General features: G+C 35.8%; 17 protein-coding genes, 2 tRNA genes and 1 pseudogene. 4 read left to right on the top strand and 16 right to left on the bottom strand.

Annotated features, from left to right (window positions below; translation table 11 throughout):
* Positions 1-47: 47 nt before the first annotated feature.
* The 10 genes from infB to rlmE all read right to left on the bottom strand — a co-directional run bounded on the left by infB (position 48) and on the right by rlmE (position 10,811).
* Positions 48-2,693, bottom strand: a complete 2,646-nt coding sequence (gene infB, locus E2R68_RS12365; RefSeq protein WP_134277996.1) for a translation initiation factor IF-2 — start codon at positions 2,691-2,693, stop codon at positions 48-50.
* 25 nt (positions 2,694-2,718) lie between these two features.
* Positions 2,719-4,218 carry a transcription termination factor NusA gene (nusA, locus tag E2R68_RS12370; protein ID WP_134277997.1) on the bottom strand — a complete coding sequence of 500 codons (1,500 nt, stop codon included), beginning with the start codon at positions 4,216-4,218 and terminating at the stop codon, positions 2,719-2,721.
* 14 nt (positions 4,219-4,232) lie between these two features.
* A complete protein-coding gene (gene rimP, locus E2R68_RS12375; RefSeq protein WP_134277998.1) occupies positions 4,233-4,691 on the bottom strand; it encodes a ribosome maturation factor RimP in 459 nt (152 codons plus the stop codon).
* 307 nt (positions 4,692-4,998) lie between these two features.
* A tRNA-Met gene (locus E2R68_RS12380) sits at positions 4,999-5,075 on the bottom strand.
* Positions 5,076-5,240: 165 nt separating this feature from the next.
* Positions 5,241-5,325, bottom strand: a tRNA-Leu gene (locus E2R68_RS12385).
* Positions 5,326-5,332: 7 nt separating this feature from the next.
* A complete protein-coding gene (gene secG, locus E2R68_RS12390; protein ID WP_134277999.1) occupies positions 5,333-5,656 on the bottom strand; it encodes a preprotein translocase subunit SecG in 324 nt (107 codons plus the stop codon).
* Between the two features lie 197 nt (positions 5,657-5,853).
* Positions 5,854-7,188, bottom strand: a complete 1,335-nt coding sequence (gene glmM, locus E2R68_RS12395) for a phosphoglucosamine mutase (protein WP_134278000.1) — start codon at positions 7,186-7,188, stop codon at positions 5,854-5,856.
* Between the two features lie 33 nt (positions 7,189-7,221).
* Positions 7,222-8,052, bottom strand: coding sequence for a dihydropteroate synthase (gene folP, locus E2R68_RS12400; protein WP_134278001.1), 831 nt, complete (start codon positions 8,050-8,052; stop codon positions 7,222-7,224).
* Positions 8,053-8,133: 81 nt separating this feature from the next.
* Positions 8,134-10,104 (bottom strand): ATP-dependent zinc metalloprotease FtsH, encoded by a 1,971-nt coding sequence (ftsH, locus tag E2R68_RS12405; protein ID WP_208380238.1) that lies wholly within the window; start codon positions 10,102-10,104, stop codon positions 8,134-8,136.
* 53 nt (positions 10,105-10,157) lie between these two features.
* The gene (gene rlmE / locus E2R68_RS12410; RefSeq protein WP_134278002.1) at positions 10,158-10,811 is read right to left on the bottom strand and encodes a 23S rRNA (uridine(2552)-2'-O)-methyltransferase RlmE; all 654 of its coding nucleotides are present in this window, start codon (positions 10,809-10,811) and stop codon (positions 10,158-10,160) included.
* A gap of 110 nt (positions 10,812-10,921) precedes the next feature.
* Between rlmE and yhbY the strand changes: the two genes are divergently transcribed.
* Entirely contained in the window at positions 10,922-11,218 is a 297-nt protein-coding gene (gene yhbY / locus E2R68_RS12415) for a ribosome assembly RNA-binding protein YhbY (RefSeq protein WP_134278003.1), read from the top strand.
* A gap of 72 nt (positions 11,219-11,290) precedes the next feature.
* Here the strand turns inward: yhbY and greA are convergent, their stop codons facing one another.
* The 3 genes from greA to prfC all read right to left on the bottom strand — a co-directional run bounded on the left by greA (position 11,291) and on the right by prfC (position 14,297).
* Positions 11,291-11,770 (bottom strand): transcription elongation factor GreA, encoded by a 480-nt coding sequence (gene greA / locus E2R68_RS12420; protein WP_134278004.1) that lies wholly within the window; start codon positions 11,768-11,770, stop codon positions 11,291-11,293.
* Between the two features lie 80 nt (positions 11,771-11,850).
* Positions 11,851-12,636: a TatD family hydrolase gene (locus E2R68_RS12425; RefSeq protein WP_134278005.1), complete on the bottom strand. Its 786-nt coding sequence runs from the start codon at positions 12,634-12,636 to the stop codon at positions 11,851-11,853.
* A 74-nt stretch (positions 12,637-12,710) separates the two neighbouring features.
* A complete protein-coding gene (gene prfC, locus E2R68_RS12430) occupies positions 12,711-14,297 on the bottom strand; it encodes a peptide chain release factor 3 (RefSeq protein WP_134278006.1) in 1,587 nt (528 codons plus the stop codon).
* 274 nt (positions 14,298-14,571) lie between these two features.
* On the opposite strand from prfC, the pseudogene E2R68_RS14145 reads away from it, so the two are divergent.
* Positions 14,572-14,808 (top strand): annotated as a pseudogene (locus E2R68_RS14145) (RNA recognition motif domain-containing protein); the annotation flags it as partial.
* Positions 14,809-14,977: 169 nt separating this feature from the next.
* On the opposite strand, the gene E2R68_RS12440 reads toward E2R68_RS14145, so the two are convergent.
* Both E2R68_RS12440 and E2R68_RS12445 read right to left on the bottom strand, forming a co-directional pair.
* A complete protein-coding gene (locus E2R68_RS12440) occupies positions 14,978-15,280 on the bottom strand; it encodes a hypothetical protein (protein ID WP_134278008.1) in 303 nt (100 codons plus the stop codon).
* A 113-nt stretch (positions 15,281-15,393) separates the two neighbouring features.
* On the bottom strand, positions 15,394-16,620 hold the full coding sequence (locus tag E2R68_RS12445) for a cystathionine gamma-synthase family protein (protein WP_134278009.1): 1,227 nt from the start codon (positions 16,618-16,620) through the stop codon (positions 15,394-15,396).
* Positions 16,621-16,734: 114 nt separating this feature from the next.
* Here E2R68_RS12445 and E2R68_RS12450 point away from each other — a divergent pair, with 114 nt between their 5' ends.
* Complete coding sequence (locus E2R68_RS12450; RefSeq protein ID WP_134278010.1) at positions 16,735-18,318, top strand: sensor histidine kinase; 1,584 nt, start codon at positions 16,735-16,737, stop codon at positions 18,316-18,318.
* A gap of 116 nt (positions 18,319-18,434) precedes the next feature.
* On the opposite strand, the gene cspE is transcribed toward E2R68_RS12450, so the two are convergent.
* Positions 18,435-18,641 carry a transcription antiterminator/RNA stability regulator CspE gene (gene cspE, locus E2R68_RS12455; RefSeq protein WP_019613006.1) on the bottom strand — a complete coding sequence of 69 codons (207 nt, stop codon included), beginning with the start codon at positions 18,639-18,641 and terminating at the stop codon, positions 18,435-18,437.
* Between the two features lie 331 nt (positions 18,642-18,972).
* Between cspE and E2R68_RS12460 the strand changes: the two genes are divergently transcribed.
* A complete protein-coding gene (locus E2R68_RS12460; RefSeq protein ID WP_134278011.1) occupies positions 18,973-19,422 on the top strand; it encodes a YaiI/YqxD family protein in 450 nt (149 codons plus the stop codon).
* Positions 19,423-19,592 lie beyond the last annotated feature (170 nt).

The following is a 19,592-nucleotide window of genomic DNA, read 5'->3' on the forward strand; positions in this document are numbered from 1 at the left end:
GAATGGAGGCAAAAGCCCCCATTCTTAATAGTAATTAAGATTTGAAATTATAAAGTACGTTTTACTTCAATTGTTTCAAATACTTCTATTTGGTCACCTACACGTACATCATTGTAGTTCTTAACGCCGATACCACATTCTACGCCATTACGCACTTCGTTTGCATCGTCTTTAAAGCGACGTAGTGACTCTAGTACACCTTCGTAAATTACAACATTTTCACGTAGTACACGAATTGGGTTATTACGTTTAATAGTACCTTCTGTCACCATACAACCTGCAATTGCGCCGATCTTAGGAGATTTAAATACTTCACGTACATCAGCAATACCTGTAATTTCTTGTTTGAACTCAGGTGCTAATAAACCACTCATTGCAGAGCGAACTTCATCAATTAGATCATAGATGATGCTGTAATAACGTAACTCAACTGCTTCGTTATCAATTAACTTACGTGCAGTTGCGTCAGCACGAACATTAAAGCCGATAACAATTGCGCCAGAAGCTGATGCTAATGAAGCGTCAGTTTCAGTAATACCACCAACACCACGACCAATAATGTTAACTTTAACTTCATCTGTCGATAGTTTATTTAGTGACTCACAAATCGCTTCAAGTGAACCTTGAACATCCGCTTTAAGTACTAAGTTAAGTTCAGAAACATCACCAGATTCCATGTTAGAGAACATGTTTTCAAGTTTCGCTTTTTGTTGACGCGCTAGTTTAATATCACGGAATTTACCTTGACGGTATAATGCAACTTCACGTGCTTTTTTCTCATCTTTAACAACAGTCGCTTCATCACCTGCTTGTGGAACACCTGATAAGCCAAGTACTTCAACAGGGATAGATGGGCCGGCAGCTTCAATTGGCTTACCATTTTCATCACGCATTGCACGAACACGTCCGTACTCAAGACCACAAAGAACGATGTCACCTTGTTTTAACTCACCTTGCTGTACAAGAATAGAAGCAACTGGACCACGACCTTTATCTAGGCGAGATTCAATAACAACACCTGAAGCAGGACCTGTTGAAACAGCTTCTAAATCTAACATTTCAGCTTGTAATAAGATGCTATCTAATAGCTCATCAACACCTGTACCTACTTTTGCAGATACGAATGAGAAGATGTTTTCACCACCCCATTCTTCTGAAATAACATCATGTTGAGAAAGTTCTGTTTTAACTCGGTCAAAGTCAGCACCTTCTTTATCGATTTTATTCACAGCAACCATAAGTGGTACTTTAGCCGCTTTAGCATGCTGAATCGCTTCGATAGTTTGTGGCATAACACCGTCATCAGCAGCAACAACTAGTACAACGATATCTGTTGCTTTAGCACCACGAGAACGCATAGAAGTAAAGGCCGCATGTCCAGGAGTATCTAGGAACGAGATCATACCTTTATCTGTTTCAACATGGTAAGCACCGATGTGCTGTGTAATACCACCAGCTTCACCATCAGCAACTTTTGCACGACGAATGTAATCAAGTAATGATGTTTTACCGTGGTCAACATGACCCATGATAGTCACAACAGGTGCACGAGAAGTTTTTTGACCACCTTGTTGTGCTTCTGCCATTACTGATTCTTCTAACTCATTTTCTTTAGTTAGAATTACTTTGTGGCCCATTTCTTCTGCAACAATAGATGCTGTTTCTTGGTCGATAACTTGATTAATGGTTGCCATTGCTCCCATTTTCATCATTACTTTAATTACTTCAGTTGCTTTAACAGCCATTTTATTAGCTAATTCTGCAACTGAAATTGTTTCGCCAATTTTCACATCACGCTCAACTTTAGCAGCTGGTTTCTCAAATGCTTGTTGTAATGCAAGTGGTGTAGCTGTTGCACCTTTTTTACCACGACGATTATTACCACGACGGTTATAAACTGTTTCAAGTGGTTTAGCAGCGACTGCTTTTTTCTTCTTCTTACGACGAGATGGACCTTCTGCTTTAGTATCAACAGCATCTTCCGCTGCACGAGCTTCTGTAGATGTTGTTACATGGTAATCACCACCTTCTGCAGCTTTACGGTCAGCTTCTTCTTTTGCCCAGCGCGCTGCATTTTCTTCAGCTAGTTTTTTAGCAAGTTCAGCTTGTTCTGCTGCATCTTTCTCTGCTTTAGCTAGCGCTTCAGCTTCCGCTTTTTTCTGCAAATCAGACTGTTCTTTTTCTAATTTAATTTGTTCTTCTGTTTTAACTGATTTAGTTGCAGCTTGTTTTTGCTTATTTGCAACAGCAGCGGCTTTCGCTTTTGCTTCAGCATCTTTTTTAGCAGCTAGCTTCTCAGCTAATAGTTTTTCTGCTTGTGCTTTTTTAGCATCTAATTCAGCTTGTATTTTTGCTTCTGCTTCTGCTTTTAATGCTTGCTCAGCTGCTTTTTCAGCTTGTAATTCTTCATCAGTACGTTTAACAAAAGTTCGTTTTTTACGTACTTCAACATTAACTGCGTTTGATTGACCTTTAACGTTTAACGTTGTTTTTGTTTTACGTTGTAGCGTCATTTTTTGCTTTTGCTCACCGCCATGTTGCTTTTGTAAATGAGTCGTTAATTTTTCTTTTTCTTCAACACTTACTGTGTCACTCGCTTTTTTTGTAATACCAGCAGCTGCAAATTGTTTAACCAATGCATCTTCAGATTTATTTAAGTCTTTTGCGAGGTCTTTTAATAGAATTTCTGACATACTTTATTTCTCCTTACTGACGCTATTAAGCATCTTCACTAAACCAACAGATGTTACGTGCAGCCATAATTAATTCAGCGGCTCTATCTGCATCTAGTTTTTCAATCTCTAGTAGATCATCAACAGCTTGTTCTGCTAAGTCTTCTAACGTGATAATACCTTTACTTGCTAACACAAATGCAAGATGGGCTTCTAGTCCCTCAAGTGCTAATAGGTCATCAGCAGGTTTTGCACCTTCTAAGCTTTCTTCATCTGCTAAAGCTTTAGTTGTTAATACGTCTTTAGCTCGAGTACGAAGCTCTTCAACCATATCTTCATCAAGACCATCGATTGCTAATAACTCTTCAGCTGGAACATAAGCGATTTCTTCTAAAGAACTAAAGCCTTCATCAACTAATACACCTGCAAAATCTTCATCAATTTCTAATGCACCAGTGAATAATGAAATAACATTATCCGCTTCAGCTTGATGTTTAGATTTTAATTCTGCAACAGTCATTACATTTAGTTCCCAACCGGTTAGTTGAGATGCTAAGCGAATGTTTTGTCCATTACGTCCAATAGCTTGTGCTAAATTTTCATCTTCTACTGCAATATCCATGCTGTGAGTATCTTCATCAACAACAATTGACGCAACTTCAGCTGGAGCCATTGCATTGATTGCAAATTGAGCAGGGTTTTCATCCCACAGAATAATATCAACACGCTCACCACCTAACTCGTTTGAAACAGCTTGAACACGAGCACCACGCATACCAACACAAGCACCAATTGGGTCAATACGTTGGTCATTTGATTTAACGGCAATTTTTGCGCGAGAACCAGGATCACGAGCAGCGCCCATTAAGTCGATCATTTCTTCTGCGATCTCAGGCACTTCTAAGCGAAATAACTCAACCAATACTTCAGGTTGTGTACGCGTCATAAATAACTGAGCACCACGAGCTTCAGGACGAACAGCAAATAATAAACCACGTAAACGGTCACCAGGACGGAAATTTTCACGAGGTAACATTTCATCACGGAAAATAACTGCTTCAGCATTATTTCCAAGATCTAATAAAATGCTATCACGTGTCATACGCTTAACAACACCAGTGATTAATTCACCTTCTTTTTCGGCATATTGAGCAACAACTTGTGCACGTTCAGCTTCACGTACTTTTTGTACGATAACTTGTTTTGCTGTTTGTGTTGTAATACGGTCAAATGTTACTGAATCGATTTCATCTTCAATATATTCACCCACTTGAATTTCAGGGCTATCGTATTGTGCAGCTTCGAAAGTCATTTCTTTTGCTGGATTTTCCATTTCAGCTTCACTTTCTAATACTAACCAACGACGGTAAGTATCAAAATGACCTGTTTCACGATCAATATCTACGCGAACTTCGATTTCTAATTCATATTTCTTTTTAGTTGCAATAGCCAATGCACTTTCTAATGCTTCAAAAATCGCTTCTCTTGGTAAGCCTTTCTCATTTGAAACAGCTTCAACAACCAATAAAATTTCTTTATTATTCATTTTTAACGCCCTAATTAATCAAATTTTGGAACTATATTCGCTTTTTGGATATTACTCAGCGCAAAACGCTCTTCTTTACCCTCAACAGCAATGGAAATAATTTCACCATCGACATTACTAATTACACCTTTCCATCGACGACGATTTTGAATTGGCATACGTAATTGCACTTTAACTTCTTCACCTATAAATGCAGCATATTGTGACGCAGTGAATAATGGTCTTTCTAAACCTGGAGATGACACTTCTAGCGTGTATTCATTAGTGATTGGATCTTCAACATCCATAATAGCACTTACTTGACGACTTACTGCTGCACAGTCTTCAACCAAAATACCTGCTTCTTGATCGATATAAACGCGTAATGTCGAGTGTTTACCCGCACGTACATATTCAACCCCTACTAATTCATATCCAAGATCTTCTACACTTGGTGCTAACATTTCAGTTAGACGCTCTTCTAAACTTGCCAAATCTATCCCCTTTCAGAAACAAAAAAAGGGCATATAGCCCTATTTAATTAACAACTTATGTTTATTTTTGATAAACATAAGTTGTTAGTAAACGTATCTCAATCTAAATTCAAATACGTAAATAACAAAAAAGCCCCAATAAATTGGAGCTTCATTCTTTTTGTTTGAGTAAATCAAACAAGATATTGCGATTGAAAACTACAATATCGAATGTGGTTACGAAAGTGATATTTAAAAAACCACCTTCGCCAGTGTTTTATTAAGAGTTGAGCCCGACGACCTTTCTCTTAAAACATACACTTAAATGTGGTTGCGAGAGCAGGATTTGAACCTACGACCTTCGGGTTATGAGCCCGACGAGCTACCAAGCTGCTCCATCTCGCGACTGTACTGCGATGCTTCAACATTCACTTAACAAATAAACATTGAAACTAAAATTCTAAAAAACAATATTTTTTAAAAACATTGAGGATTATTTTATTTCTAACTTTCTGAAAACCAGCACATTATATATAAAGTGTGATCTGAGTGCAATCAGAATTCTATAATTGGTGCGGATAGAGAGACTTGAACTCTCACGGCCTAAGCCACAGCCCCCTCAAGGCTGCGTGTCTACCAATTCCACCATATCCGCTAAATTATTACTCAGGAATTTGTGTAGATGTATCCACTTCAACTGGCTTTTCAACAACATGATCAACAGCTAAATTTGAGAAATCATCATTCACTGATACTTTGTGTGTAGAAAGGTTACCTAATGTAAGACTTAATACAAAGAATGCTAAAGCTAAAATACCTGTAGTACGAGTCATAAAATTACCCGAGCCACCTGCACCAAATACTGTGTTAGAAGCACCTGAGCCAAATGAAGCACCCATACCCGCTCCTTTACCTTGTTGGATTAATACAAAACCAACTAAAATAATTGAAACAATTAAATAAAGAACTAACAGCATCTCATACATATTTTATATACCTAATTTATCTTATTAAAACTTTCCATGCTCCCACAAAGAAGCGGACGAATACTACCCAATGCAAGGTCGGATCACAAGTGAATATTGATACAAAATAGTGGCGAATGTCGCTTCTTTATAAAAGTGTATAAAAAAACCTCAACCACTTGCATTTTATTACTCTACATTTGATATTCGAGTATCAGTTAAACTTTCACTTTACTTGCTAAAGATTTTGCATAAGCGATGACAGTATCTTCATCTTCATCAGCTTCAACCATTACTCTGAAAACAGGCTCTGTTCCTGATTTTCTTAATAATACTCGACCTCGAGAACCTAACAGGTCTTCAATACGAGCTAATTCTTCAAGTACATCTGGATCTTGTAGTGGATCGATCTGGTTATTAAAACGAACACTTTCAAGAATCTGTGGATATTTACGTATCCCTTGACGTAATTCATGTAAATTCATGCGACTGCTTTGCATTGCACTCATTACTTGCAAACCAGAAACAATACCATCGCCTGTAGCAAGATGTTCAGAACAAATAACATGCCCTGAATTTTCAGCACCAATGCTCCACCCATTCTTTTTCATTAATTCCATCACATGGCGGTCACCAACATCAGAACGATCAAATGGAATACCTAATGCTTTTAATGCTTTCTCCAAACCTAAGTTAGACATGGTCGTACCAACGGCACCACCACCGCCTAAAGTACCTTCGCGTAATTTATTACGAGCGATAATATATAAAAGTTCATCACCATCTAAAACATATCCAGTATGATCAACCATCATGACGCGATCACCATCACCATCAAATGCAATACCAAAATCAGCTTTTTCTGCAACGACTCTTTCTGATAAAGCCTGCATACTAGTCGCACCACAATTTAGATTGATGTTAATACCATTAGGTTCAACTCCCATGGCAATAACTTCAGCCCCTAATTCACTAATAACTAAAGGCGCAATGTGATAAGTTGCACCATTTGCACAATCGACAACTATTTTTAATCCACTTAAATCGTATGATGATGGGAAAGTGCTTTTACAAAACTCAATATAACGACCTGCTGCATCATTAATTCGGTATGCTTTCCCCATTTCACTACAATCAACACATTTAAGTTCTTTATCAATTTCAGCTTCAATTTCTAATTCAACTTTCTCTGATAATTTAAGACCTTCATCAGAGAAAAATTTAATCCCATTATCATAATATGGGTTATGTGATGCGCTGATAACAATCCCAGCAGTTGCTCGGAAGGTATGTGTTAGATATGCAACGGCAGGTGTAGGCATAGGCCCCATTAATACAGGAATAACACCTGCAGAGGTCAATCCTGCTTGTAATGCGGCTTCAAGCATATAGCCTGAAATGCGAGGATCTTTACCGATAAGTACTTTTTTATTACCGGCTTTTGCTAATACGCGACCAGCAGCCCAACCTAACTTTAATGCAAATTCAGGGGTAATAAGAGAAGCCCCAACTTTACCTCTTATACCATCAGTACCAAAATACTTTTTTTTCATGAGAAACTCTTATAATAATCAGTAATACCTTTGTTATTTAAAGGTATTCACTTGCTGTAATACTTTCATCACATCCACTGTTTCTGCGACATCATGAACTCGAATTATTTTTGAACCTTGCTGCATTGCAATAACTGCTCCAGCTAAGCTACCTGCTAAACGACTATTTATATCACGATTTAGCAATTGACCAAACATGGATTTTCTAGAAACACCCGTTAAAATTGGAAATCCTAATGTTAAAAATTGATCAGTCGCGTTCAACAAATCAAAATTGTGTTGTAACGACTTACCAAATCCAAAGCCCAAATCAATAATAATATTGTTAGGTTTTATGCCAGCACTAATACATTGCTCTGTGCGTTGAATTAAAAACTCTCTAACATCATGCACAACATTTTGATAATTAGGCGCCACTTGCATACTTCTAGGTTGGCCTTTCATATGCATTAAACAAACGGGTACATTTGCATTAACAGCGGCTGTTAATGCCCCATCTTCACGTAATGCCCTAACATCATTAATAATGTCAGCTCCTGCGTTTACAGCAGCAGTCATCACTTCAGCTTTACTAGTATCAATTGAAATCCAACAATCAAGCTCTTGCTTAATACGTTCAATAACAGGAACAACTCGTACTAACTCTTCATCTAGCAAAACATCATTTGCACCTGGTCGAGTTGATTCACCACCAATATCAATAATTGAAGCCCCTTGCTCCACCAATTTCTGAGCATGACTTAAAGCTTTATCTATTTGAGTATGCTTTCCACCATCTGAAAAAGAATCTGGCGTCACATTTAAAATCCCCATTATCTGGGGGAACTCTAAAGAAAGTTGTTTTTTACCACTGGTTAATATCATAATTTATACTTTTGGATAAATGCTGGATTAAAAAAAACCTAAGCAAGCTTAGGTTTTTTATTACTGGATAAAATAAACGATTTATTTATCGTTATTTTTATCTGCAGTGACATCGTCTTTTGAAGATTCATTCACTTCAGGCTCATCACTTTCTTTAACTGCTTCAGTCTCTTGGCTTTCATTCACAGCATCAGGAGTAACTGATTCTGATTTCTCAGATGTTTTTGATTTAGCACTTTCTAACTCTTCATCCCAATCTGTTGGTGGACGAACTGTTACTCGAGCCATTAAATCATCAACTTGATCTGAATCGATAGTTTCATATTTCATCAATGCTTCTTTCATCGCATGTAAAATATCAATATTATCCGTTAATAGTTGATAAGCACGTTTATAGTTTGTATCGATAAAGGCTTTTACTTCATCATCAATAATTTTTCCTGTTTCATGAGAAACAACATTAGAACGTAAACTACCTTGCTCACCAGTTAATAAAATAGGTCCTAATTTTTCAGAGAAGCCCCATTCAGTCACCATAGCACGAGCAATTGCAGATGCTTGCTTGATATCTTGTGATGCACCTGTAGATACTTTCTGAGCTCCGTAGATAAGCTCTTCTGCAATACGACCACCGTAAGCCACAGAGATACTACTTTCTAACTCATCTTTATTCTGAGAGATTTGATCACCTTCAGGTAAAAACTGAGTTACACCTAGTGCTCGACCACGAGGAATAATGGTCACTTTATGAATTGGGTGATGTTGTGGCACTAACTTAGCTACAATTGCATGCCCTGCTTCATGATAAGCTGTAGACTCTTTGTCTTTATTTGTCATCACTAAGCTACGACGTTCAGCACCCATTAATATTTTATCGCGAGCTTGCTCAAAATCTTCTTTAGAAACAGTACGTTTGTTACCACGTGCAGCAAATAAAGCAGCTTCATTAACTAAGTTAGCTAAATCAGCACCTGAAAAGCCAGGTGTTCCACGAGCAAGTACTGTTGCTTTCACATCTTCATCAAGAGGGATTTTACGCATGTGAACTTTTAATATTTGTTCACGACCACGTACATCAGGTAAACCAACAACAACTTGACGGTCAAAACGACCTGGACGAAGTAGTGCAGCATCTAATACATCGGGGCGGTTAGTTGCAGCGATGACGATAATACCTTCATTACCCTCAAAACCATCCATTTCAACTAACATTTGGTTTAATGTTTGTTCACGCTCATCATTACCGCCGCCCATACCTGCGCCACGTTGACGACCGACAGCATCGATTTCATCGATAAAGATAATACAAGGAGCTGATTTTTTAGCTTGTTCAAACATGTCACGAACACGTGATGCACCAACACCAACAAACATTTCTACAAAATCAGAACCTGAGATAGAGAAAAATGGCACTTTAGCTTCACCCGCAATGGCTTTTGCTAGTAATGTTTTACCCGTACCAGGGGGACCAACTAATAAAACACCTGTTGGTATACGGCCACCTAATTTTTGGAACTTAGTCGAATCTTTTAAATAATCAACTAATTCAACAACATCTTCTTTAGCTTCATCACAGCCAGCAACATCAGAAAACATCGTTTTGATTTGATCTTCGCTCATCAATTTGGCTTTACTTTTACCAAAGGACATCGCACCACCTTTACCGCCACCTTGCATGTTGCGCATAAAGAAGATCCAAACACCAATTAATAACAGCATTGGGAACCATGAAACAAAAATAGAAGCAAGGAAGCTTGTTTCTTCTGGCGGAGTCCCTTCAACTTTTACATTATTTTTAATTAGGTAATTTACCAAATCTAAATCTGGAGCAGGAATATAAGTGACAAAAGTACTTTGATTACTTTTTAGCCCTTTAATTTCTTGACCATTAATCTGTACTTGTTGAATTTGCCCTTGGCTTACTTCTTTATTAAAAGTCGTGTAGTCGATTTGTGCTTTTTTAGTGTCGTCTGAACCAAATCCTTGGAATAAAGACATTAAGACTACTGCGATGACTAACCACAATATTAGGTTTTTTGCCATATCGTTCAAGATGTAAACCTCATGTTAAAAAATGAAAAGAGTGTTAATAATAAAGCAGATTACTACAGTTTAAAACCAGTCGCCACTAAATAAACTTCGCGCGATCTCGCTCTTGATGAATCTGGTTTTCGGGTTTTGACTGATTTAAATAATTTTCGAACATCGTTCATAAATGACTCGTACTCTGCGCCCATAAAAACTTTAACAATAAAGCTACCGTCTTTAACAAGTACATCTCGACACATATCCAAAGCAAGCTCAACCAAATACATTGATTTAGGTTGGTCAATACCGGTGTTACCACTCATATTGGGAGCCATATCTGATAACACGACATCAACTTTATTATCTCCAATACGTTGTAATAATGCATTTAAGACAACTTCTTCACGAAAATCTCCCTGCAAAAAATCAACACCAGCAATTGAATCCATTGGTAAAATATCACAGGCAATGACTTTGCCTTTTAATCCAACCTTATCTACCGCCCATTGCGACCAACTACCTGGAGCAGCACCTAAATCAACAACGGTCATACCCGAACGAATCAATTTATCTTTACCGTTTATTTCATCCAGTTTGAAAACCGCACGTGAACGCAAACCTTGTTTATTAGCCTCTTTCACATAAAAATCATTTACATGTTCATGCATCCATCGTTTAGAACTACCCGATGCACTCTTTTTAAGACGATTTGTACTGTCTGGTTTTGCCACAATAACTTCCTTAGCGGATGAATAATTAGGATAAATAATAATCTAAATAGTAAAGGTTAATATTTAAGGGTAGAATGAACCGATTTCAACCCTTAATGAAAGATATTTGCATGAATTTATCAAACACACAGAAAAAATATTTAAAAGGTTTAGCTCATAAACTAAATCCAGTTGTTTTATTAGGCCAAAATGGCTTAACCGAAGGCGTCTTAGCAGAGATTGAAAATGCTATTAGTCACCACGAATTAATTAAAGTAAAAGTAGCAACTGACGATCGTGAAACAAAACAGTTAATCATTGATGCCATTGTGCGTGAAACTGAAGCACTTGCTATTGCTAAAATTGGGCACATTGTTGTTTTATATCGTCCTAGCGAAGAAAAGAAAATAGAATTACCACGTAAATAATAAAAACGTTGAAAACTATTTTATAGCTATAAAAACCCAGTTTATCTGGGTTTTTTATTAACTATCATATTATTAAGCAATATATTCCACTTTAATAATATCATAATCAATTACGCCACCTGGGGTGGTAATAGAAATTTCATCATCGATATTCTTTCCAACTAAACCACGTGCAATTGGAGAATTAATCGATATTAAATTCTTTTTAATATCAGACTCATCATCACCAACAATTTGATAAGTAACTTCTTCATCAGTTTCTATATTTAAAATAGTAACCGTCGAACCAAAAATAACTTTACCGTTATTTGCAATTTTACTTACATCAATAATTTGAGCGTTAGATAATTTAGCTTCAATGTCTTGAATTCGACCTTCACAAAATCCTTGTTGCTCACGAGCAGCATGATATTCAGCATTTTCTTTTAAATCACCATGTTCACGAGCTTCTGCAATCGCATGAACAATCTCAGGGCGTTTTACTGTTTTTAACTGCTCTAATTCAGCACGTAAAATATCAGCGCCTTTTGCTGTCATTGGATATTGAGTCATGTTGTGCATTACCTTATTTTGGAAACCATGTTTCGCTAACTGTATTTAGAAAGGCGACTATTTTACGCTACTTAAGCACATTAGTCATTGATTATAGAAAAAATGCTTTGGCAATTTAGATACAGTTCTCGTTCAATGACATCAATCGGTTCTTTTCTTAATTTACACAATTCATTAAAAATAATTTTTAAATTTAATGGTGAATTATTTAGCGTATTTTGTTTATAAATTGGCATGTCAGGCGCATCTGTTTCAAGTACTAAAGAGTTCAACGGCAGTCTACTTATAGTTTGTTTTGTTTTCGTTGAATTAGGGTATGTAATAACACCACCAACACCTAATTTAAAACCTAATTTAATAAACTCATTTGCTATTTCTTCACTACCTGAAAATGCATGATAGATCCCACCACAATTAAACTTACTTTGTTTCAGTAATGCTAAAACTCGTGATTGTGTTTTTACAATATGTAAAATCACCGGTAATTTCAAAGATTGAGCAAGCGCTAATTGTGCCAAAAAAATAGCCTCTTGTTGTATCAAATCAGTTTCAATTAATTTATCTAAACCAATTTCGCCTAGCGCAACACACTTACTATTTGTTTGCTGACGGGTAAGTAATAACAATTCTTTTAAATATGTTAAATCTTGTTCATCAAAATCTCTTAAAAAATGAGGGTGGATGCCTAGCGAAAAATAAATATTATGATTATTTTCAGCTAATTTAATAATCTCAGCCCATCGTTTTGCATCGGTTCCGGGAATTACGATATGACTAATGTTGCTATCAATAAGCTGTGACATCAAAAGCTTTCGATTTGTATTAAAGCAAGCAAAGTTAAAGTGACAATGACTATCGATAAACATATCTCACCTTTGTAACGTCTCTAAATAAAAAAAGCGCCTAAAAGACGCTTTGTAAGGTTAACCTATTAATAAGATTAATGTTCCCGTGTTTTACGGAAACGAATATCCGGGTAACGCTCAATAGCTAAGTTTAAATTAACCATAGTCGGTGCAACATAAGTTAAGTTATTACTGCCATCTAATGCTAAATTATCGTAAGCTTTTTTCTCAAATTCAGCCATTTTTATTGGGTCATCACAATCAACCCATAAAGCGGTTGCCACACTTATTCCTTCATAGATTGCATCCACTTTATATTCTGATTTTAATCGCTGCACAACCACTTCAAACTGAAGCACACCAACGGCACCAACAATTAAATCATTACTACGTAATGGACGAAATACTTGTACAGCGCCCTCTTCAGATAACTGCATTAACCCTTTTAACAATTGCTTTTGTTTTAAAGGATCTTTTAAACGAATACGACGAAACATCTCAGGCGCGAAGTTTGGGATACCTGTAAATTTAAGATCTTCACCAATGGTAAAAGTATCACCAATTTGAATGGTACCATGGTTATGTAAACCAATAATATCACCAGAGAATGACTCATCAGAAGCTGTACGGTCACCAGCCATAAAGGTAACAGCATCTGAAATACTAACCATTTTTCCAGTACGAACATGATGCATCTTCATGCCTTTTTCATATTTACCTGAACAAATACGCATAAATGCAATACGGTCACGATGTTTTGGATCCATATTCGCTTGAATTTTAAAAATAAATCCAGAAAAGGTTTCTTCTGTTGGCTCAACAACGCGCTGCACGGTTTCTCTTGGAAGAGGTTTTGGTGCCCATTCAACTAACCCATCTAACACATGGTCAACACCAAAGTTACCTAAAGCCGTACCAAAATAGACAGGAGTTAATTCTCCAGCTAAAAACATCTCTAAATCGAACTCATTAGAAGCACCTAATACAAGTTCCATCTCTTCACGTAAATCATCTGCATGATTAGGTAATACTTTGTCTAACTCAGGATTATCTAAGCCTTTAATAATGCGAACATCTTGAATCATATGCCCCTGACCAGATTCATATAAAATCACTTCATCACGCAATAGATGATAAACACCTTTGAACTCTTTACCCATGCCAATTGGCCAAGTAATAGGTGCACAAGCAATATTTAAGACATCTTCTACTTCATCCATAAGATCAACAGGATCACGAGTATCACGGTCACATTTATTCATAAATGTAATGATCGGTGTATCCCGTAAACGTGTCACTTCCATTAATTTAATCGTACGTTGCTCAACACCTTTAGCAGCATCAATTACCATTAAACATGAATCCACAGCCGTTAGCGTACGGTAAGTATCTTCAGAAAAGTCTTCATGTCCTGGAGTATCTAATAAATTAACTAAACCATCACCATACGGAAATTGCATAACAGAAGTTGTGATTGAAATACCACGATCTTTTTCCATTTCCATCCAATCTGACTTGGCATGTTGTCCTGATTTTTTGCCTTTTACTGTACCGGCTTTTTGTAATGCATTACCGAATAACAGTACTTTTTCCGTAATTGTTGTTTTACCCGCATCAGGGTGAGATATGATTGCGAATGTGCGTCTACAATTGACGGCTTCTAGAAACTTAGCGTCTGCCATTTTTAGTTATCTCTTAATATATGAGCATTTATATTTTGCAAAAAGGAGTTGTTTATAAAATTGGCAGAATTATAGCAAATTGAAAGGATGAATTCATTTTCTATTACATGTTTAAGCAATGAATAAAAATTAATAAAAATAGAATTTTCTTCTATATATGTATTTACGACAATTCAAATTTAACCTGAGCTGGAATGAATTAATCAAGCTTTAATCTACAATCCATTCCACTTCCTGCTAAAATAATAAAAATTATTCAATTAAGTAGGCTCAAATGAAATTATTAGTACGCAACCTTGCTAAAGCAACCACTGAAGAAAAAATACTATCTCTCTTTAAAGAGCATGGTAACGTCCAGTCATGCAATCTTGTTTTAGATAAAGAAACAGGACAATCAAAAGGTTTTGCCTTTGTTGAAATGCCAAAAGTAGGTGAAGCAAAAGCTGCTATCAAACAGTTAAACGGATATAAATTAGCTGGAAATATAATTCGAGTAAAAAAAGCAGAAGCTAAAAAGAATACCGATGATGCATCAGAGATAGAAAAAATAATTAAACCTAAAGCAGCAAAAAAAGTAATTAAAACAGACGAGAAAACAACACCTATGGTTGATACGACAAAAGTATGGGGAACAGTTAAAGATTAAGCTAAGACTTAATTTTAACATTCCCCTCTTTCGTTTAACGCTTATTTTCTAACTGAGTTTTATAATACTGACGGGAAATAGGAGCAAATCGATTTTGACAGAGCTGGAGCATACTAGCACTGTCAATCTGATTTAAAACCTTTAATGACTTTACTTCTTCCTTGGCAATAACTTGACCTTGCTCATTTGTATAAACTTCATTTTCTATATCACTATTCTTTAGCATCTCAGCATAATAATAAGCCATGACCAAATCACCAGACTCATTGGCTAACTGCTCACAAACTTTGTAATTAGCAAGTGAACGAGCTTTCAATTTAATTATATCGTCGCTCATTTGTGCATAAACAAAAGTGCATTGAGAAAACAATAGAAGAAGTATCAAGGTTTTTATTAGCGAAAACATATTTACTAAAAAGAGGTCATTGACCTCTTTTTATACCTTTTGAATTAAGCTAATGCCTGTTTAAAATCGGCAATTAAATCAGCAGTATTTTCAATACCTACAGAGCAGCGGATCATATTCTCACTGATCCCCATTTCTTGGCGTAATTGTAACCCCATCTCAAAGTAAATTGTTGGAGCAACAGGTAAAGCAAGTGTTCGGTTGTCACCTAAATGGGTTGCACTAATAACAAGGTTTAATTTATTTAAAAACTCGCAGCAATCGATATCATCAATTAAATCAAAACTTAATAATGCACCAAAACCATTAAATAATGTTTTTGCTCGAACATGCTGAGGGTGAGATGCTAAACCAGGATAATAAACTTTAGCAACCTTAGGGTGATCTTCTAATAACTCAGCTAAAGCCATTGCATTAACGGCTTGGCGTTGCATACGTAGCTCCATGGTTTCACTGCCTATTGAAATAAGGTGTGCACCTTGAGAGCTCAAACATGCTCCCATATCACGCAATCCTTTTTTCTTAATCTGGCTAATACCCCACATTTTGCTATCACCTTTGCGATAACCTTCATAGATATTTGGATAATTTTCCCAGTTATATAAACCAGTGTCCGTTACAGATCCGCCCATTGCATTACCGTGGCCAGCAACATATTTAGATAGTGAGGTAACAATTAAACTTGTTTTAACTGCTCTAGCATCAAAAAGAAAACTAGATGTTATTGTATTATCAACAACATAAACTAATTCTTCTTTTTCACAAAAATCACCAATTTCAGCTAATGCACTTACTTGTGTTACAGGGTTAGCAATTGTTTCCACAAATACCATTTTTGTATTTTGTTTTAATGCTTTTTCAACTTCTTTTATTTCAGTCGCGTCAACTAATGTAATCTCAATACCGTAACCTTCTAAGGTTCTTAATAAAGAAGTTGTATTACCAAAGAGAAAACGACTACAAATAACATGATCGCCTGCTTTTAATAAGGTTAAAAACGTTGCTACGATAGCTGACATACCAGAAGAAAAAACAGCCGTTGCAACACCATTATCCATCTTTTGGATTTTTTGGCATAACGCATCTAAAGTTGGAGTTGAAGTTCGTGCATAGGCATGGCCTGGTTGCCCTTGAAAGACATCTATTAAACCTTGCACATCTGAAAAGCCATAAGGTACCGAGTTATGAATTGGAGCATGGACCGCCCCAGCTTCTAAACCTAATTTATGATCTGAATGCACTATCTTTGTAGTAAAACCTAACGCTGACATATCAATTCCTTGCTTATAATCTCAATAATGATCGCTTGGATCTAAAAAATATTTTATTTAACGTATTATGCCTAATCTAGCTGAATATAGCATTAGGTGTATTAAGGAAATAAGTTGAAATCAAATATATATAGTGTTTTTGTCTTTCTAATTGGAGTGAGTCTTTCATATCTAATTTCAGTTCAATTAACCCTGGATGAAAAAAAACGACAACAGCAGACTATTCAGATAGAAAGTCAAAATATACGCTACAACATTCAAGGTAATATTGAGAATAATGCGAATCAAATTTCATTGATAGTTAATCGCTGGCAAACAATAAATGATATTAACCAACACTGGCAAGCCGATACAGATACTTTAAAAAAACTTAATCCATTTATAGTATCAATAAAATACTTTCCATTAATAGAAAAAACTAAATTACGATTACCTTCTCAATCATCCTTTGAAAATGAAAATTTGATTCATAGAAAAAGACAGCTACGAGATAGACAACATCTTCCTATGAAAGCAGAAAAATTAACTGCAGACTCAATTTATACTAGTAAAGGTTATTATACAGATGACCATAAAATGGCATTTGATTTACAATTTCCTATCGTAATAAACCAAATATTAATTGCTTATGTAGAAGTCGCTATCGATATTGATAAGTTATTGCAACATGAAATAGCAAATTATCAAATCGTCAAACCATTTTCACTTTCAGAGGATGGAATTACTTTATTTACTTCATTACCTAAGACTATGCATATTAATGACGTAACAGAGCAATTTAGTGTTCCTATTTACGGTCGAGAATGGACGTTAATGATTTGGTCTGATGCAACACCTCGAGATAAAGGGCTAATTCTAATATTAACGTTATTACTATCGTTTTTAGCAGCCGCTAGTGTCAAATTTTACAGTATTCACTTAAATATGCGCCAAAAAATTATTGATAGTAATAACCGTTTAAAACAAATAAGTAACGAATACAGAAGTAGTGAAGCCAAACTAATACAATCAAATAAATTAACCTCCTTAGGTGAAATTGCAACCGGTATTGCTCACGAAATTAATCAACCTCTACAAGTAATTTGTATTCATACAGATATGTGCCAAGATAATTTAAGTAGCAAAAACTACCACTTAGTTGAAAGAAATGTGGCTACTATTGTGACTCAAATTGAACGCATAGAAAAAATCGTAAAACAAGTTGGTAGCTTTGGGCGTGATAGCGAACTTGATAACTATCAAATAGAAAAAACAGCTGATATTTTTGATAGTGTAATTGCAATTGTAATTAATCAATACAGACAAGATGAAGTTGAATTACGACAAGTGATTCCCCCTTCTTTAGCTGATCTATATTGTAATAAAACACAAATTGAGCAAGTTCTAGTAAATCTACTTATCAATGCAAAAGACTCTGTTGAAACCTCTGAAGAGAAAGTTGTATTTATCAAAGCACATGTACAAGAGCATTATTTGTATATTCAAATTTCAGATACAGGAACAGGCATTGAAGAAACGAAAATAAATGAAATTTTCACGCCTTTTTATACAACAAAACCGTTAGGCAAAGGCACTGGGTTAGGATTATCTATTAGCTATTCGATCATTCATCAACATAAAGGAGAAATAACCGTTTCTAGCGAGATTGGTAAAGGAAGTGTTTTTACAGTGAAATTACCACTTGAAGCGATAGTTTAATCTTCACAGGGGATTAGGAAAAGTGGGTGAAATTTTTTTCAGGTATAAAAAAAGGCAAGTCAGTAACTTACCTTTTTTTCAATCAGAATGAGCACTAAATGCTCACCGAAGCAATATTAAAGAGCTACGATGTTTTCTGCTTGAGGACCTTTTTGACCTTGAGTAACAGTGAACTGTACTTTTTGGCCTTCAGCAAGAGTTTTAAAACCAGTGCTTGCGATAGCAGAGAAATGTGCGAAAACGTCAGGACCGTTTTCTTGCTCGATGAAACCAAAACCTTTAGATTCGTTGAACCATTTAACTGTACCAGTAGTTGTAGACATGTGTATATCCTATTTTATTTGAGTAATTTAACCTTGAAACCAAGGCAGTTTGCTAGAAGTGTTGCTATTACTTATGAATTATAGGATTCAGTACATTAATACGAAACAATGAACATAAATATAAAACGAACTTTCAAGCTAAAAAAGATTATATAGTGCTTTAAAAAGGTGTCAACAGCTATTTAATAAAAATATAAAAAAAAAGTTAAAAATATAAGTAACAATCATATTAAATACGCATTTTCAATTACTTACATTCTAGATCTAATTTAAATATTAATTAACCTTACAAATTTTGTTATATTACCTCTTTAGTTATAAAGAGGTGTCCATGACAATTTGGATTGATGCAGATGCTTGCCCTGTAGCGGTAAGAGAAATGGTATTAAGAGCAAGTACAAGAACACAGACCGCTCTTATTTTTGTTGCTAACTCACCCTTACCAGTAAAAAGAAGTGCTTTAGTTAAAACAATTCAAGTATCGCAAGGGTTTGATGTCGCTGATAACTACATTAGCCAACATGTAGAAATAAATGATCTTGTTATTACGCAAGATATCCCACTAGCAGCCGAATTAGTTGAAAAAGGTATCATAGCCCTTAACCCTCGAGGAGAGTTGTATACAGCTGATAATGTGCGCCAACGTTTAGCGATGCGAAACTTAGCAGAAGAACTACGGAGTGTTGGTCAAATAAGCGGAGGGCCAAATAAATTTTCAGATAAAGATAAACAGAATTTTGCTAATTCATTAGATAGATGGCTACAGAAAGCAAAAAGGTAGGTAACAACCTACCCTCGCTCTCATTGTTAGAAATAAAAACTATAGAGACTGTAATAAAAACTGTGTAACTGCTTATTTATAATCCTACTATTTGGAAAAGGATAAGCAGTTATGGATCAGAAGCAATTAGAAGCGTTTGCTCGTGAAGCCGCGAAAACATTAAAAACAGA

The sequence above is a fragment of the Psychromonas algarum genome, from assembly GCF_004376845.1.
Classification (GTDB): domain Bacteria; phylum Pseudomonadota; class Gammaproteobacteria; order Enterobacterales; family Psychromonadaceae; genus Psychromonas.

What these genes read in the sequence shown, in the direction of transcription:
- prfC (WP_134278006.1), bottom strand. Translation starts at nt 14,297, where the DNA reads ATGGCAGACGCTAAGTTTCTAGAAGCCGTCAATTGTAGACGCACATTC.
- nusA (WP_134277997.1), bottom strand. Translation starts at nt 4,218, where the DNA reads ATGAATAATAAAGAAATTTTATTGGTTGTTGAAGCTGTTTCAAATGAG.
- greA (WP_134278004.1), bottom strand. Translation starts at nt 11,770, where the DNA reads ATGACTCAATATCCAATGACAGCAAAAGGCGCTGATATTTTACGTGCT.
- glmM (WP_134278000.1), bottom strand. Translation starts at nt 7,188, where the DNA reads ATGAAAAAAAAGTATTTTGGTACTGATGGTATAAGAGGTAAAGTTGGG.
- E2R68_RS12460 (WP_134278011.1), top strand. Translation starts at nt 18,973, where the DNA reads ATGACAATTTGGATTGATGCAGATGCTTGCCCTGTAGCGGTAAGAGAA.
- E2R68_RS12440 (WP_134278008.1), bottom strand. Translation starts at nt 15,280, where the DNA reads ATGAGCGACGATATAATTAAATTGAAAGCTCGTTCACTTGCTAATTAC.
- infB (WP_134277996.1), bottom strand. Translation starts at nt 2,693, where the DNA reads ATGTCAGAAATTCTATTAAAAGACCTCGCAAAAGACTTAAATAAATCT.
- folP (WP_134278001.1), bottom strand. Translation starts at nt 8,052, where the DNA reads ATGATATTAACCAGTGGTAAAAAACAACTTTCTTTAGAGTTCCCCCAG.
- secG (WP_134277999.1), bottom strand. Translation starts at nt 5,656, where the DNA reads ATGTATGAGATGCTGTTAGTTCTTTATTTAATTGTTTCAATTATTTTA.
- yhbY (WP_134278003.1), top strand. Translation starts at nt 10,922, where the DNA reads ATGAATTTATCAAACACACAGAAAAAATATTTAAAAGGTTTAGCTCAT.
- E2R68_RS12445 (WP_134278009.1), bottom strand. Translation starts at nt 16,620, where the DNA reads ATGTCAGCGTTAGGTTTTACTACAAAGATAGTGCATTCAGATCATAAA.
- E2R68_RS12425 (WP_134278005.1), bottom strand. Translation starts at nt 12,636, where the DNA reads ATGTTTATCGATAGTCATTGTCACTTTAACTTTGCTTGCTTTAATACA.
- cspE (WP_019613006.1), bottom strand. Translation starts at nt 18,641, where the DNA reads ATGTCTACAACTACTGGTACAGTTAAATGGTTCAACGAATCTAAAGGT.